This window comes from Sphingomonas sp. BLCC-B65 (assembly GCF_028550675.1).
GTDB lineage: Bacteria > Actinomycetota > Actinomycetes > Actinomycetales > Microbacteriaceae > Microbacterium.
The window spans coordinates 899,022-913,238 of sequence record NZ_JAQQGL010000001.1 but is presented as its reverse complement, the minus strand read 5'-3'; the positions used below and the strand labels follow the sequence as shown (position 1 = coordinate 913,238).

The following is a 14,217-nucleotide window of genomic DNA, read 5'->3' as shown; positions in this document are numbered from 1 at the left end:
AGCAACGCGCCGCACCGGCCGACCGAGGAGAGACGCATGACCGACCCCACTCAGCCCCCCGTGAATCCGCAGACGCCGCCGGCGGCACCGCCGGTCGCACCGCCGGCGTATCAGCAGGCCGGTTACCCGTCCGCTCCCGCCTACAACGGCGGCCCGGCGGCCTCCGGCTCCGTTCCCGGGCGCACGCTCGGCATCGTCGCCCTCGTTCTGGCCATCGTGCCGGTGGGGCTGCAGCTGATCGGTCTCATCCTCGGCATCGTCGCCCTGGTGCAGTCCAAGAAGGCGGGCGCGAAGAACGGCATGGCGGTCGCCGCCATCATCGTCAGCTCGGTGCTGATCGTCCTCGGCATCATCGTCGGCATCATCATCGCCGTCGCGCTTGCCAACACGGCTGGTGACCTGATCCAGTTCTGCGCGAACAACCCGAGCGGCATCTACGAGCTCAACGGCAAGACCATCACCTGCAACGGCGGCTGAGCCGCCTGCAGACGACGCCCCGGCGTCCGCGCGTGCGGATCGCCGGGGCGTCGTGCGTGTCAGTCCAGAATGCGGCAGTGAGTGGTGAGCTCGCCGATGCCGTCGATTCCCACTGTCACGATCGAGCGATCGCGCAGGAAGATCTGCGGATCGCGAGAATACCCCGCCCCTCCCGGGCTGCCGGTCGAGATCAGGGTGCCGGGCAGCAGCGTCGCCGACTGCGACAGATGCGCGATCAGCGTTGCCACCGAGCGGATCATCTGTCCCGTCGAGGCGTCCTGCACGGTCTGACCGTCGACGACCGCCCAGATGTGCAGGTTCTGCGGATCGGCGATCTCGTCGGCGGTGACGACGAAGGGGCCGTTCGGGGTGAAGCCGTCGAACGACTTGCAGCGTGACCACTGCGCTTCCGAGAACTGGATGTCGCGCGCGGTGATGTCATTGACCACCGTGTACCCCCAGACATGGGCCAGCGCGTCCTCCGCGGCGACGTCCTTGGCGGGCGTACCGATCACGACCCCGAGTTCCGATTCGTAGTCGACCGACTCGCTGAGCGATCGCGGCCACGAGGTCGTGGCGTCGTGTCCGGACAGCGAGTTCGGCCAGAGCACGAACACCGTCGGAGCGGTGTCGGCCTTGAGGCCGAGCTCGCTGGAGTGTGCCGCGTAGTTCAAACCGACGGCCAGGACGATGGGCGGCGCGTCGACCGCGGGGCCGAATGTCAGGCCGTCCAGAGGGATGCCGTCGACATCGCGGGCAGCCTCGCGCACGCGAGCGAGGAGCTCGTCGCCCCCCTCGATGAGGGCCTGCAGCGTGCGCGGAGCCGCGTCGAACAGGTCTGCCACGGGGGCGATCCGTCCGGGTGCGACCACGACGACCAGCTGCGGATCGTCCGTTTCGGGCAGGAGGACGTGGGCGAAACGCATCCCTCCAGGGTAGTGCGGGGCGATGAACTCCGCAGGTTTTGGTGATTTCGGTCACCGCGCATCTGCCGTACAGATTCTGCCCACACACAGACTCAGCGCCCGGTGCCGCGGCGATGCCTGCGTGTCTCCCGGGCGCTGAGTTGGCCTGCATTCATTGTGTTCCGAGCTCTCGGAGGGTGTCAAGAGGGTGCCCGGCCCATCCGCGCATGCTTGGATGGAGGTATGACCGAAGAGCGCACCAAGCCCGAGTTCGACGCCCCCGTGGGACCTGCTCCCGCCGACCTCGTCATCCGCGACATCATCGTGGGTGACGGCGACGAGGCGAAGCCCGGCGACAACGTCACCGTGCACTACGCCGGCGTCGAGTACGAGTCCGGTGAGGAGTTCGACTCCTCGTGGGGCCGCGGCGAGTCGATCCAGTTCCCGCTGCGCGGACTGATCCAGGGATGGCAGGACGGCATTCCCGGAATGAAGGTGGGCGGACGTCGCGAGCTGATCATTCCGCCCCACCTGGCCTACGGCCCCGCCGGTGGTCACTTCCTCGGTGGCAAGACGCTGATCTTCATCATCGATCTGCTCAAGGTCGGCTGATCGGACGCTTTCGTGAGGAGGGGGTGGATGCCGCGGCATCCACCCCCTCCTCGTCTCTCCCGGATTGTTCCTCGAGAGTTTTTCCATGTGTGGGAATACATACGGATTCCGCGTGTTGACTAGCCGCAGACCGTTTCCCCGACGAAGGATGGCAGACATGACCGACACCACCACCGTTCCCGAGATCCCTGGCTACAAGGCCGGCACCTGGGTGCTCGACCCCGCGCACAGCGAGGTCACCTTCAGCCTCCGCCACATGATGATCTCGAAGGTGCGCGGCGTCTTCGGTCTCAAGAGCGCCACCATCGAGGCTCCGGAGAACCCGCTCGAGGCGAAGGTCAGCGCGACCGTCGACGTCGCCTCCATCAACACGAACGACGAGAACCGCGACAACCACCTGCGCAGCGCCGACTTCTTCGATGTGGCGCAGTTCCCGACGATCGAGTTCGTCTCCACCGGTGTCCGTTACCAGGACGGCGACTTCCTCGTCGACGGCGACCTCACGATCCACGGTGTCACCAAGCCGGTGACCTTCGAGCTCGAGTTCGGCGGCTTCGGCACCGACCCCTATGGGAACTACAAGGCCGGTGCCACTGCGACGGGCGTCATCAACCGCGAGGACTTCGGTCTGACGTGGAACGCGGCCCTCGAGACCGGCGGCGTGCTCGTCGGCAAGGACGTCACGATCACGCTCGACCTGCAGGGTTCGCTCCAGGCCTGAGTCCCTCCGTCCGACGGCGGTCGTTCCCGTTCCCGGGGAACGGCCGCCGTTGCGGCATTCGGAGTCGGTTCTGCGCGAGGAGGATGCCGAGGAAGACGATCCCGGCGCCGACCGGCTCGTGCCAGCCGATGCGTTCACCGAGGACGAGAAAGCCCAGCGCCACGCCCACGACCGGCGTGATGTACGTCACGGTCGACGCGGCCGTGGGCCCCCAGGCCCGCAGCGTGTTCTGGTTCCAGATGTAGGCCACGCCCGTGCCGAGGCAGCCCAGCAGCACCATGCTCACCACGATCCACGGGTCCAGCCGTACGGGCGTGAGGGCCACTGCCGGCGCCACGATCGTCATGATCACCGCGGCGATCCCGATGTTCACGAAAGAGAAGGCGAGAGGGCTCATGCCCGAGTTCGCGAGGAAGCGGCGCATGTACGCGAGGCTGAAGCCGTAGCACGCGGTCGCGCCGAGAAGGGCGAGCTGAGCGAGCAGGCTCTGCGTGAGGTCGAGGCCGGTCCACGGTGCGATGATCACCACCACCCCGCCGATGCCGACGGCGATGCCCGCGATCTGCACCGGCTTCAGGCGCTCCACGCGGAACACGAGCGCCGCCATGATCGCGGTCATGATCGGCGTCGTCGCGTTGTAGATGCTTCCCAAACCCGACGACACGTGCTGCTCGGCCCACGAGAACAGCAGGAACGGCACGACGCAGAAGCTCACCGCGAGCACCGTCATGTGGCCCCACACTCGGGCGTCCTCGCGGCCCAGGCCGGGCAGTCGGTCGCGACGGACGAGGACGAAGACGCCGAGCGTGGCCGCGCCCAGCACGAGACGCCCCCACGCGACCTGCGCGGGAGAGATGCCGCCGAGGGCGACCTTCATGAACAGGAAGCTCGATCCCCAGATGATCCCCATGAGGACGAACTGGACGGCGATCGCCGCCGAGGAGGGCCCCGGGCGAACCGGGGTGGGAGCGGGCGAGCGGGTCACGCGCCGACTCTAGCGGCGGCCGCGGACGCGGTCGGCGCCCGCGGTACGCCACGTCCGAAACCCGCCGAAGCCTGGCAGGAATCGGTCGCGGCATCGAGCGTCAGGGATCGAGTGTCAGGGAACGGGGTTCTCGGCGTCGTAGCTGCGGAACCCCGGGTACAGACGCGCGAGGGTCGCGACGATCGCGATGATCAGGATGCCGCCCACCAGCGGCGGGAACCACAGCGTGGTGATCGTGGCGAGCGTGCCGGCGTAGAGCGCCCCGATGCGCGGGCCGCCGGCCACGACGACGATGAAGATTCCCTGCAGCCGTCCCCGCACGACATCCGGCACCGCAGCCTGCAGCATGGTGGAGCGGTAGATCGCGCTCACGTTGTCGGCGGCGCCGCCGACGGCCAGCGCCACGCAGGCGGCGACGATCATCGCGATGTTCGCGTGGTCGGCATCGACTCCATCCGGGGCGCCGACGCCGACCGCGGCGAGCACCAACGCGAGAGCGAAGGCGCCGATGGCCGCGCCGTACACCTCGACCGCGCGCGCGATGCCTCGTCCATGCCAGCGATATCCGCCGACGCGCCCGGAGAACAGGCTCGAGAGGAAGGCGCCGGCCGCGATCGCGGCGGTGAGGATGCCGGCCGTGACCGGCCCGCCCCCGAGCAGCACCATCCCGAGTGCCGGGAACAGTGCGAGCGGCTGCCCGAAGGTCATCGCGACGATGTCCATCACGAACTGCAGGCGGATGTTCGGCGCACGTTTCAGGAACGCGATCCCGTCCTTGAGCGACTCCAGCCCCGGGCGCACCGTCTCGCCCTCGGGGCGCATGGCGGGCAACGTCCAGAGCCCGAGGAACAGGCTGAGCATGAGGATGACGTCGATCGAGTAGGTCCAGGCGTATCCGGTGGTCGCCACCAGGATCCCCGCCAGTGCGGGACCGGCCATGACCATGATGCCCACCGTAACGCCCTGCAAGGCCGCCGCGGAGGGCAGCAGCTCGCGGGGGAGAAGGCGTGGGATGATCGCGGAGCGACTCGCCATCACGATGGAGTTGGCGGCCGCGTTGACGACGCTGAGGACGTAGAGCGACCAGACGGCCTCCTGCTGCGTCCAGGCCAGGACGGCCAACAGCAGCGTGGAGGCGAAGGTGACGGTCGCGGCCGTCAGAGCCACGGTGCGCCGGTCGAAGGCGTCGGCGAGCATGCCGCCGTAGATGCCCGCGAGCACCATCGGCACTAAACCCGCCACGGCGATCATCGAGACGGCGAACGTCGACGATGTCAGTGCGTACATGTGCAGCATGACGGCCATGATCGTGAGCTGGCCGCCGAGCCCCGACAGCGTCGAGCCGATCCACAGTCGCGCGAACGCAGGGCTGTGCCGGAACGGCGTCAGATCGATCAGGTGGCTGCCGCTCATGCGTCCACCTCGACGCGCTTGTGACGCGAGGCGTGTCCGCGGAGGATCGTGACGTCGCGCGGCGCCACGCCGAAGTGATCGGCGAGTACGCGCGTCACCGCGTCGTTGGCTGCGCCGTCGACGGCGCGCTCGCGCACGAAGACCGTGAGGCCCTGGGCATCCTGCTCGACGAGGGGGCCCTTGCGGCTGCCGGGTTTGACGTGGACGGAGAACTGCACGCCTCGAGCCTAAGAGGATTCGCCCGGGCCGCGGCGCCGAGTTTCCGGGACGGGCTCGGCGCTGGTAGACTCCTGAGGTTGCCGTTCGATCGGCCGCGGATAAAGAGAGCCCACGCATCAGGCGTCGGGCGCCGCGCAACGAAGAGGAAGGGGATCACCTATGGCACTGGAAGCAGACGTCAAGAAGGCGATCATCGAAGAGTACGCGACGCACCCCGGTGACACCGGATCCCCCGAGGTGCAGGTCGCGATGCTGACGCAGCGCATCAAGGACCTCACCGAGCACCTCAAGGAGCACAAGCACGACCACCACTCGCGTCGTGGCCTGTTCCTGCTCGTCGGTCAGCGTCGTCGCCTGCTGGGTTACCTGCAGGACATCGACATCAACCGTTACCGCTCGCTCATCGAGCGTCTCGGTCTGCGCCGCTAAGGCTTCGCGCCCAGCGTTCAATCGCGCAAAACATTCTTGGAGAGCCTCCCCACGGTGTGGGGAGGCTCTCGTCATTCCACGGCCCGTTGCCGCCGCGGCCGGAGGCGCGGGCGGGGTCAGGCGCGGGCGGCGAGCAGGTCGGCGTGCCAGCGCTCGGCGACGTCGGGATGCGCGCGCAGGCGCGACTTGAGGGCGTTCTCGCCGTAGAGGCCGTGAATCGGGTTCGTCGGGTCCTGCGTCACCCCGCGCGCCTGTGCGGCCATCTCCAGCGGCAGTTCGATGAGCGGCAGCCGCGCGTCGAGGGCGGGGTTGAAGAAGAAGGGCACCGAGATGCGATCGTCCGGATGCCGCGGCGAGACGACTCGGTGATTGGTGGCGATGAGATAGCCGCCGGTCGCGTACTCGAGCATCTCGCCGATGTTCACGACGAATGCTCCCGGCACGGGCGGCGCGTCGACCCATTCGCCGTCGCGCTCGACCTGGAGCCCACCCTTGCCGGGCTCGACCCACAGCAGTGTGACGACGCCGGAGTCCTTGTGCGCACCCACGCCCTGCGCGGGCTCGGGGGAGGCCGAGCCGGGGTAGCGCACGATCTTCAGCAGCGTCGAGGGTTCTCCGAAGTGGTCGTCGAAGTATCCTTCGGAGGCGCCGAGGGCGAGCGCCCACGCGCGCAGCAGCTTTCGCGCGACGCCGGTGAGCTGCTCCTGCCACAGCGCGGCGACCTCGCGCAGTTCTGGCTGAGCCGCCGGCCAGAGGTTCGGGCCGATCAGTCGCGCGAAGTCGGGAGCGTCGGGGTCCGTGACAGCCTCCCGTTCCGGCCCGATGTCGATCTGCTCGCGCCAGTCGACCTTTCCCTGGGTGCGTTCCCCGCCCACCCGCGTGTACCCGCGGAAGTGCGGGCTCGTCACGTTCTCGATCGCGAGCTTGTCGGCTTCCGGCAAGGCGAAGAAGTCCCGCGCTGCGTGATGCAGGCGCTGTTCCAGCTCGGGGGTGACGCCGGTGCCGGTGAGATAGAAGAACCCGACGTCGTGCGTCGCCGATCGCAGCTCGTCGCGGAAGCGCGCTGCCGCCGCCGGCCCCGCGTCCAGCAGCGAGAGGTCGAGCACGGGGAGAGTGAGATCGCTCATGAGGCGAGGGTAGGCGTCCTGATACCGGCGCCGGCGGCATGTTGCGTCCGGTTACCGGTGTGCGGGTCGGGAATAACCTGGACACTGCGGTGTTGTACGAGATACATTCACTTGCATGGAATGGATGCCGAGGCATCCGGAAGGCGAAGGACACCGTGAACGAGAAGAGCCCGCAGATGCAGTTCGGCATCTTCACCGTCAGCGACATCACGCAGGACCCCACCACGGGCCACACGCCGAGCGAGGCCGAGCGCATCCGCGCCACCGTGGAGATCGCGAAGCACGCCGAAGAGGTGGGCCTGGACGTCTTCGCGCTCGGCGAGCACCACAACCCGCCGTTCTGGTCGTCGTCGCCCACGACGACGCTGGCGTACATCGCCGCCCAGACCGAGCGGCTCATCGTCTCGACCTCGACGACGCTGATCACGACGAACGACCCCGTGAAGATCGCCGAGGACTACGCGATGCTGCAGCACCTCTCCGGTGGCCGCATGGACCTCATGCTCGGCCGCGGGAACACGGGGCCCGTCTACCCCTGGTTCGGCAAGGACATCCGTCAGGGTCTTCCGCTGTCGATCGAGAACTACGCGCTGCTGCACAAGCTGTGGCGTGAGGACGTCGTGGACTGGGAGGGCAAGTTCCGCACCTCGCTGCAGGGCTTCACCGCGACCCCGCGGCCCCTCGACGGCGTCGCGCCCTTCGTCTGGCACGGCTCGATCCGCACGCCCGAGATCGCGGAGCAGGCCGCGTACTACGGCGACGGCTTCTTCGCGAACAACATCTTCTGGCCGGCCGAGCACTACCAGCGCCTCATCGGTCTCTACCGCCAGCGCTGGGAGCACTACGGCCACGGCGCACCGGAGACGGCGATCGTGGGCCTGGGCGGCCAGGCGTTCATGGCGAAGAACTCGCAGGATGCCGTGAACCAGTTCCGTCCGTACTTCGACAACGCCCCGGTGTACGGCCACGGCCCGTCGATGGAGGACTTCACCGAGATGACGCCGCTGACCGTCGGCTCGCCGCAGCAGGTCATCGACCGCTACGCGGGGATGCGCGACATCTTCGGCGACTACCAGCGCCAGCTGTTCCTCATGGATCACGCCGGCCTGCCGCTGAAGACGGTGCTGGAGCAGCTCGACTTCCTCGGCGGCGAGGTCGTGCCGGCGCTGCGCAAGGAGTTCGCGAAGGACCGTCCCGAGAACGTGCCGGACGCCCCGACGCACGCCTCTCTGGTCCGCGCCGCCTACGGCGACGGACCCTCACGCCAGGCGACGCCGCGCGCCAACCGCGGTGACAACCTGAGCGGGCCCTCGCCCTACCAGGACGCCCCCGCCCCCGCCGGTGCCGCGTTCGGGGTGGGGGCGACCCGATGAGCGCGCGTCGCATCGCCGTGGTCTCGGCCGGCCTGTCGAATCCCTCGTCCACGCGCATGCTCGCCGACCGCCTGGCGGCGGCGACGGTCGCGGCGCTGGCTGAGCTGACGGGTCCTGACGGCGCGCCCATCCAGGCCACCGTCGACACGATCGAACTGCGCGATCTCGCACACGACATCACGAACAACCTCCTGACCGGCTTCGCTCCACCCGCGCTGGAGTCGGCCATCAACACGGTCGTGTCGGCTGACGCCCTCATCGTGGTCACCCCGATCTTCTCCACGAGCTACTCGGGGCTGTTCAAGTCGTTCATCGACGTGCTCGACCCCGACGCGCTCACGGGCAAGCCCGTGCTGATCGGCGCCAACGCCGGCACGGCGCGGCATTCGCTCGCGATCGACTACGCCATCCGCCCGCTGTTCGCCTACCTGCACGCCGAAGCCGTCTCGACGGGTGTGTTCGCGGCATCCAGCGACTGGGGCGCCGCGGCCGATCAGGTCGCGCCGCTGAGCTCGCGCGTCGAGCGCGGTGCCCGCGAACTGGCCGAGGCCGTCGCGCGCCGTCAGCCCGCCGGCAGCGGCGACCCGTTCGATCCGGCGAACTACCTCGGGGAGGGCCGCTCGTTCGGTCACCTGCTCGGCGGTCTCGCCGGGGAGTGACTCCTGGCGACGCCCCCGATCACGCTCCGGCGCGGTCGGGGGCATCGCCGTCTCAGCCGGCTGCGGCCTCAGCGCGGGCGAGGGCGGATGCCGCGCGCACGAGAGCCAGGTGCGAGAGCGCCTGCGGAGTGTTGCCGGCCTGCCGCTTCTCGGCCACGTCGTACTCCTCGGACAGCAGGCCGACATCGTTCGCGCGGGCACAGGCGCGGTCCATGAGCGCCCGCGCGTCGGCGAGACGGCCGCTCGCCGCGTACTGCTCGACGAGCCAGAACGAACACGCCAGGAACGGGTTCTCCGTGCCTTCCAGCCCGTCCACCCCCGACTCGGTGCGATAGCGCAGCACGAGGCCGTCGACCATGAGAGTGCGCTCGATCTCGGCCACGGTGGCCAGCATGCGCGGGTCGTCCGCGGCGCAGAATCCGACCGTCGGAAGCAACAGCAGCGAGGCATCGACCGCGTCCGTCGCGGTGTGCTGCACGAAATGGCCTCGTGGGGAGACTCCGTGAGCGTCGATGTCGGCGCGCACCCGGTCGCGCAGCTGCTCCCAGTGCGCGTCGGGGCCGTGCAGACCGTGTTCGCGCACCGAGCGCACGCCGCGATCGAATGCCGCCCACACCATGGCCCGGGAGTGCACGAAGACCTGCGGCGCACCGCGGATCTCCCAGATGCCCTGATCGGGTTCGTCGATGCGCTCCTCGGCACGGCGCAGCAGCGCGCGCTCCAACGGCCACGAGATCGCCGACTGCTCGATGCCGGCAGCACGCGCGGCGAACAGGCACGTCATGACCTCACCGGTCACGTCGGCCTGATACTGCTGCGCCGCGCCGTTGCCGATCCGCACGGGCGCGGCGCCGCCATAGCCGGGTAGGTCGTCGAGCTCCCGCTCGAGGAGGTCGCGCTCGCCGGCGATGCCGTAGACGATCTGCAGGTCGGCCGGGTCGCCCGCGATCGCCCGCAGCAGCCAGCGCTGCCAGTGCGCCACGACGTGCGCGAAGCCCTGGCCGAGGAGCACCTCGATCGTCAGCGAGGCGTCTCGCAACCAGACGAAGCGGTAGTCCCAGTTGCGCTCGCCGCCGAACTGTTCGGGCAGCGACGTGGTGGGTGCGGCGATGATGCCGCCCGTGTCGCGGTGCGTGAGCGCGCGCAAGGTCAACAGCGAACGCACGACGACGTCGCGGTGCGGCCCGTGCACGTCGATGCGTTCGGCCCACGCGCTCCACCATTCGCGCGTGCACTGCAGGGCATCCTCGACGTCCAGCGGGGCGGGGACAGGGCGGTGCGAGGCATGCCAGGTGAGCGTGAGGTCGCGGTGCTCGCCCGCGGCGATGCTCAGCGTGCCGCGGTGCACGTGGTCGGTGGCCGTCAACGGTGCACCGCGCAGGGCCACAGCATCCGGTCCGGCGATCGCCGTCACCTCGGGGGCGTCGGCCGTCCCGGTCTGGCGCACCCACGGCAGCGCGCGGGCGTAGTCGAAGCGCAGCCTCACCTGCTGCTCGAACTCGATGCGGCCGCTGATGCCGACGACGCGGCGCACCAGGTCGACGCGGTGCACGACGTCGAGATGCCGGGGATCGACGGGCAGACAATCGTGCACCTCGGCCACGCCGTCCGCGCTCTCCCAGCGCGTGATGAGGGTGAAGGTGTCGCCGTCGTAGTGCCGTGTCGCCCGCGCGTCGGGATCGACGGGCCGCAGCGCCCATCGTCCCTGATGGTCGTCGCCGAGGAGGGCGGCGAACACGGATGCCGAATCGAACCGCGGCAGGCACAGCCAGTCGATCGATCCGTCGCGCGAGACCAGCGCCGCCGTGCGGCAGCTGCTCAGGAGCGCGTAATCCTCGATGGGCGTGGGGGAAGAGATCCGGCCCGCGTATGCATCTGCCACGGAATGATTCTGCCCCCTCGCCGCCCCGCACCGGGCGACATAGGGTGTGCACATGGCTGACGTGTCGACACTGGTGATCATCGGGGCAAGCGGCGATCTGACACAGCGACTGCTGCTGCCGGCGCTCGCCGATCTGCTGCGAGGACAACCGCAACGGCAGCTGCATCTGGTCGGTGTCGGTCGCACCGAGATCAGCGACGCGCAGTGGCGGCGACGTGTGCGGACCGCGTTCCGGGAAGCCGGAGCGGACGATGCCTTCTCCGCTGTCGCATCGACGCCGTTCATCACGGCCGACGCGACGACCGCCGCGGGCCTGCGCGCGGTGATCGGCGCCGTCCCGGAGGGGCGGCTCGTGCTGTACTTCGCCGTGCCGCCCGCTGCGGCGGCGGCCGCCTGCGCGGCGCTGTCTCCGGCCGATCTGCCCGAGGGGACGACCCTCGCGTTGGAGAAGCCGTTCGGTGAAGACGAAGCCAGCGCGCGTGAACTCAATGCGGTACTGCTGAAGCTGCTGCCCGAGGAGCAGGTCTTCCGCGTCGATCACTTCCTCGGCCGCTCCACCGTTCTCGACGTGCTCGGCGCCCGGTTCGCGAACCGGCTTCTGGAGCCCATCTGGTCAGCGGAGCACATCGAGCGGGTCGAGATCCGCTTCGACGAGACCCTCGGGTTGGAGGGGCGTGCGGGCTTCTACGATCACGCCGGGGCACTCGTCGACATGATCCAAAGCCATCTGCTGCAGGTGATGGCCGTCGTCGCGATGGAGCCCCCCGCGGCCCTCACCGCGACGGACGTGCGTGACGCCACCGCGGCGGTGCTGCGGGCGACGCACGTCTGGGACGACAACGCCGTGCGCTCCTCGCACCGCGCGCGCTACACGGCCGGCACGGCGGGCGAGGAACGGATGCCGTCGTACGTCGACGAGCCGGGCGTCGATCCCGCGCGGGAGACCGAGACGCTCGCCCAGGTGCGCGTCGAGGTGCGAAACGCCCGGTGGGCGGGCGTGCCGTTCACCCTGCGCTCCGGGAAGGCCCTGGCCGCCAAGCGAGCAGAGGTCGACGTCGTCCTGCATCCCGTGCGCCACCTGCCGCTGGGGTTCAACGGCGATGCGAGTGGTGCCGTCCTGCGCTTCGGACTCGGGCCGGACAAGCTCACGATGGAGATCTCGGTCAATGGCGGTGACGAGCCGTTCGCTCTGCACCGCGCGACGCTCGAGGCCGACCTCGGCCTCGGCACCCACGCCGCGTACACGGAGGTTCTCGCCGCGATCCTCGACGGCGACGCCATGCTGGCCGTGCGCGGCGACGCCGCCGAGGAGTGCTGGCGCATCATCCAGCCCGTCCGCGACGCGTGGCGGCGCGGCGACGTGCCCATGGATGACTACCCTGCCGGATCGGACGGTCCCGACGGGTGGGGCGTTTCCTGAGTCATCTCCAGCGGTACTCGGTCTCCGGCCGTCCGCGCGTGCCGTAGCGGGGCGTGCGCTCGACGCGGCCGGCCTCGGCGAGGTGCTCGAGGTAGCGCCGGGCTGCCACGCGCGACATTCCCAAGGCGTCGGCGGCTTCGGTCGCCGACAGTCCGCCGCCTTCGCGGACGGCCTGGGACACCCGTTCCAGCGACGCGGGGGACAGCCCCTTCGGCAGTCCGATCGTGCCCGTCGGACGCAGCGCCCCCAGCATCGCGTCGATCTCGGACTGGGTCGCTGCCCCCGATGTCGCGCGGGCGCGCTCGCGATATGCGCGATATTGCTCCATCCGGTCGTGGAAGGTCGCGAAGGTGAACGGCTTGACGAGGTACTGCGCCGCGCCGAGGGCGACCACCTGACGGACGACGTCGGCGTCGCGTACCGAGGTGATCGCGATGACGTCGACGTCGGCGGCGTGTGCGCGCACGTGGCGCAGGACGTCCAGGCCCGAGCCGTCGGGCATGGTCATGTCCAAAAGGACGAGGTCGATGCGCTCCCGGTCGGGCGCGTCCAGAATCGCCGAGACAGCGGCCCGCGCGCCCGCGCACTCGGCGACCACCTCGAAACCGTCGACCCGCTCGATGTACGAGCGGTGCAGCTCGAGCGTCAGCGCCTCGTCGTCGACGAGCAGGACGCCGATCATGACCGCACCGTCGGCAGGACGACGCGGAACGTCGTCGGGGAGATCTCGACGGTGATCGTCCCGCCGATCTCGTCGATGACGGCACGCACCAGCGCCAGCCCGACGCCCCGACCGTCGCTGCCGGCCGGTTTGGTCGAGAATCCTCGCTCGAACATTCGTGCACGCACCTCCTCGTCGGGGCCGTCCCCGGAGTCGGAGACGGTGAGCAGCAGTTCGTCCTCCGCCGTGCGCGACATGTGCACGCGCACCCACCTCGGCGCCGGACCGCTCGCGGCAGCGTCCAGGGCGTTGTCGATGAGGTTGCCGACCAGCGCGACCGCGTCGATCGGGCTGAGCAACGAGCGGGGAGCGTCGGGGGCGATGTCGGTCGACCAGTCGATCCCGCGTTCCATCGCCTGCGAGGCTTTGCCGAGCAGCAGCGCCCCGACGGTGGGATCGCCCTCGGTGCGGGCCGCGACCTGGTCCACCAGCGCCTGACTCTGACGCGCCGAATCCGTCAGGATGCCGATCGCATCATCCGTGCGTCCCAGTTCGATGAGTGCGACGGCAGCGTGCATGCGATTGCCGTGCTCGTGCGTCTGTGCGCGCAGGGCCTCGCCGAGCGTGCGCATCGACTCCGCGGATGCCAGGGTGTCGCGGATGGCGCCGGCGGGGAGGTCGCCGGCGACCAACCGCGTCGCGCGGCGGGCGAGCACCGCGCCGGCGAGCCCGGCGCCGACGAGCACGAGGCCGACGGCGGCGACCACGAGCAGCCGCGGCACCACTTGCGCGGTGACCGTTCGGATCGTCACGCCGACCGAGACCCAGCCGACGAGGCGTCCGTCCGCCTCCACCGGCATGATCGTGCGCAGCGACGGTCCGAGGGTCCCGCTGAACTCTTCGGTGAGGGCTGTCGGGGTGTTCGGGATGGTGCCGATGTAGCGCTTTCCGATCTGCGCCGGGTCGCGGTGCGTCACGCGGATGCCGTCGGCATCCATGATCGTGACGAAGTCGACACCCGCGTCCGACATGACCGCCGTCGCCATCGGCTGCAGCGCCTGGCTGGCGGTGACGTCGTCGCCCTGCGCGAGAGCCGTGGAGACCTCCTCCAGGTCGGCGAGGGTAGCCGACACCGCCTGCGTCACACGCTCGGCCTCGGCGCGTGCCGTGCGCTGCGCCTCCAGCACCAGCAGTCCGGCGGTGGCGAGAGCCAGCACGAGAGCGGCGCCGGCCAGCCACAGGAAGATCCGGGACGCGGCGCTGCGTCCGATTCTTCGGGTCATGGCGTCCTCGGCGGTCGATGGCGGGTCGTCGGCCGTCCCGACGGGTATCGG

At 69.7% G+C, this 14,217-nt stretch carries 15 protein-coding genes; 7 read left to right on the top strand and 8 right to left on the bottom strand.

What is annotated here, in order from left to right:
• Positions 1-36 precede the first annotated feature (36 nt).
• Positions 37-477: a DUF4190 domain-containing protein gene (locus tag PP359_RS04515; protein ID WP_036315618.1), complete on the top strand. Its 441-nt coding sequence runs from the start codon at positions 37-39 to the stop codon at positions 475-477.
• Positions 478-536: 59 nt separating this feature from the next.
• On the opposite strand, the gene PP359_RS04510 is transcribed toward PP359_RS04515, so the two are convergent.
• Entirely contained in the window at positions 537-1,403 is an 867-nt protein-coding gene (locus tag PP359_RS04510; RefSeq protein ID WP_036315621.1) for a fumarylacetoacetate hydrolase family protein, read from the bottom strand.
• 222 nt (positions 1,404-1,625) lie between these two features.
• Between PP359_RS04510 and PP359_RS04505 the strand changes: the two genes are divergently transcribed.
• Positions 1,626-1,994 (top strand): FKBP-type peptidyl-prolyl cis-trans isomerase, encoded by a 369-nt coding sequence (locus tag PP359_RS04505; protein WP_036287661.1) that lies wholly within the window; start codon positions 1,626-1,628, stop codon positions 1,992-1,994.
• A gap of 157 nt (positions 1,995-2,151) precedes the next feature.
• Positions 2,152-2,715, top strand: coding sequence for a YceI family protein (locus PP359_RS04500; RefSeq protein WP_135948360.1), 564 nt, complete (start codon positions 2,152-2,154; stop codon positions 2,713-2,715).
• On the opposite strand, the gene PP359_RS04495 is transcribed toward PP359_RS04500, so the two are convergent.
• The 3 genes from PP359_RS04495 to PP359_RS04485 all read right to left on the bottom strand — a co-directional run bounded on the left by PP359_RS04495 (position 2,681) and on the right by PP359_RS04485 (position 5,331).
• The gene (locus PP359_RS04495; RefSeq protein WP_499249976.1) at positions 2,681-3,700 is read right to left on the bottom strand and encodes a DMT family transporter; all 1,020 of its coding nucleotides are present in this window, start codon (positions 3,698-3,700) and stop codon (positions 2,681-2,683) included. The genes PP359_RS04500 and PP359_RS04495 overlap by 35 nt on opposite strands.
• A gap of 114 nt (positions 3,701-3,814) precedes the next feature.
• Positions 3,815-5,113 carry an MFS transporter gene (locus tag PP359_RS04490; protein ID WP_112932712.1) on the bottom strand — a complete coding sequence of 433 codons (1,299 nt, stop codon included), beginning with the start codon at positions 5,111-5,113 and terminating at the stop codon, positions 3,815-3,817.
• The gene (locus PP359_RS04485) at positions 5,110-5,331 is read right to left on the bottom strand and encodes a DUF167 domain-containing protein (protein ID WP_499249975.1); all 222 of its coding nucleotides are present in this window, start codon (positions 5,329-5,331) and stop codon (positions 5,110-5,112) included. Before PP359_RS04485 ends, PP359_RS04490 begins: the two co-directional genes overlap by 4 nt.
• Positions 5,332-5,491: 160 nt before the next feature.
• Between PP359_RS04485 and rpsO the strand changes: the two genes are divergently transcribed.
• Positions 5,492-5,761, top strand: coding sequence for a 30S ribosomal protein S15 (rpsO, locus tag PP359_RS04480; protein ID WP_005048780.1), 270 nt, complete (start codon positions 5,492-5,494; stop codon positions 5,759-5,761).
• Between the two features lie 116 nt (positions 5,762-5,877).
• Here rpsO and PP359_RS04475 read toward each other — a convergent pair whose 3' ends face one another.
• Positions 5,878-6,888: an isopenicillin N synthase family dioxygenase gene (locus PP359_RS04475; protein WP_499249974.1), complete on the bottom strand. Its 1,011-nt coding sequence runs from the start codon at positions 6,886-6,888 to the stop codon at positions 5,878-5,880.
• Positions 6,889-7,043: 155 nt separating this feature from the next.
• Here PP359_RS04475 and PP359_RS04470 point away from each other — a divergent pair, with 155 nt between their 5' ends.
• Both PP359_RS04470 and PP359_RS04465 read left to right on the top strand, forming a co-directional pair.
• Complete coding sequence (locus PP359_RS04470) at positions 7,044-8,261, top strand: LLM class flavin-dependent oxidoreductase (RefSeq protein ID WP_499249973.1); 1,218 nt, start codon at positions 7,044-7,046, stop codon at positions 8,259-8,261.
• Positions 8,258-8,920: a CE1759 family FMN reductase gene (locus PP359_RS04465; protein WP_499249972.1), complete on the top strand. Its 663-nt coding sequence runs from the start codon at positions 8,258-8,260 to the stop codon at positions 8,918-8,920. The genes PP359_RS04470 and PP359_RS04465 overlap by 4 nt, the downstream gene beginning before the upstream one ends.
• Positions 8,921-8,972: 52 nt before the next feature.
• Here PP359_RS04465 and PP359_RS04460 read toward each other — a convergent pair whose 3' ends face one another.
• Positions 8,973-10,802: a glycoside hydrolase family 15 protein gene (locus PP359_RS04460; RefSeq protein ID WP_499249971.1), complete on the bottom strand. Its 1,830-nt coding sequence runs from the start codon at positions 10,800-10,802 to the stop codon at positions 8,973-8,975.
• 52 nt (positions 10,803-10,854) lie between these two features.
• On the opposite strand from PP359_RS04460, the gene PP359_RS04455 reads away from it, so the two are divergent.
• Complete coding sequence (locus tag PP359_RS04455) at positions 10,855-12,222, top strand: glucose-6-phosphate dehydrogenase (protein WP_499249970.1); 1,368 nt, start codon at positions 10,855-10,857, stop codon at positions 12,220-12,222.
• Between the two features lies 1 nt (position 12,223).
• Here the strand turns inward: PP359_RS04455 and PP359_RS04450 are convergent, their stop codons facing one another.
• Both PP359_RS04450 and PP359_RS04445 read right to left on the bottom strand, forming a co-directional pair.
• Positions 12,224-12,904, bottom strand: coding sequence for a response regulator (locus PP359_RS04450; protein WP_112932716.1), 681 nt, complete (start codon positions 12,902-12,904; stop codon positions 12,224-12,226).
• The gene (locus PP359_RS04445; RefSeq protein ID WP_499249969.1) at positions 12,901-14,166 is read right to left on the bottom strand and encodes a sensor histidine kinase; all 1,266 of its coding nucleotides are present in this window, start codon (positions 14,164-14,166) and stop codon (positions 12,901-12,903) included. The genes PP359_RS04450 and PP359_RS04445 overlap by 4 nt, the downstream gene beginning before the upstream one ends.
• Positions 14,167-14,217: the final 51 nt, after the last annotated feature.

Bases quoted from the DNA above. Each gene is read 5' to 3' on its own strand.
- PP359_RS04515 (WP_036315618.1), top strand. From the start codon at position 37: ATGACCGACCCCACTCAGCCCCCCGTGAATCCGCAGACGCCGCCGGCG.
- PP359_RS04510 (WP_036315621.1), bottom strand. From the start codon at position 1,403: ATGCGTTTCGCCCACGTCCTCCTGCCCGAAACGGACGATCCGCAGCTG.
- PP359_RS04505 (WP_036287661.1), top strand. From the start codon at position 1,626: ATGACCGAAGAGCGCACCAAGCCCGAGTTCGACGCCCCCGTGGGACCT.
- PP359_RS04500 (WP_135948360.1), top strand. From the start codon at position 2,152: ATGACCGACACCACCACCGTTCCCGAGATCCCTGGCTACAAGGCCGGC.
- PP359_RS04490 (WP_112932712.1), bottom strand. From the start codon at position 5,113: ATGAGCGGCAGCCACCTGATCGATCTGACGCCGTTCCGGCACAGCCCT.
- rpsO (WP_005048780.1), top strand. From the start codon at position 5,492: ATGGCACTGGAAGCAGACGTCAAGAAGGCGATCATCGAAGAGTACGCG.
- PP359_RS04475 (WP_499249974.1), bottom strand. From the start codon at position 6,888: ATGAGCGATCTCACTCTCCCCGTGCTCGACCTCTCGCTGCTGGACGCG.
- PP359_RS04465 (WP_499249972.1), top strand. From the start codon at position 8,258: ATGAGCGCGCGTCGCATCGCCGTGGTCTCGGCCGGCCTGTCGAATCCC.
- PP359_RS04455 (WP_499249970.1), top strand. From the start codon at position 10,855: ATGGCTGACGTGTCGACACTGGTGATCATCGGGGCAAGCGGCGATCTG.
- PP359_RS04450 (WP_112932716.1), bottom strand. From the start codon at position 12,904: ATGATCGGCGTCCTGCTCGTCGACGACGAGGCGCTGACGCTCGAGCTG.
- PP359_RS04445 (WP_499249969.1), bottom strand. From the start codon at position 14,166: ATGACCCGAAGAATCGGACGCAGCGCCGCGTCCCGGATCTTCCTGTGG.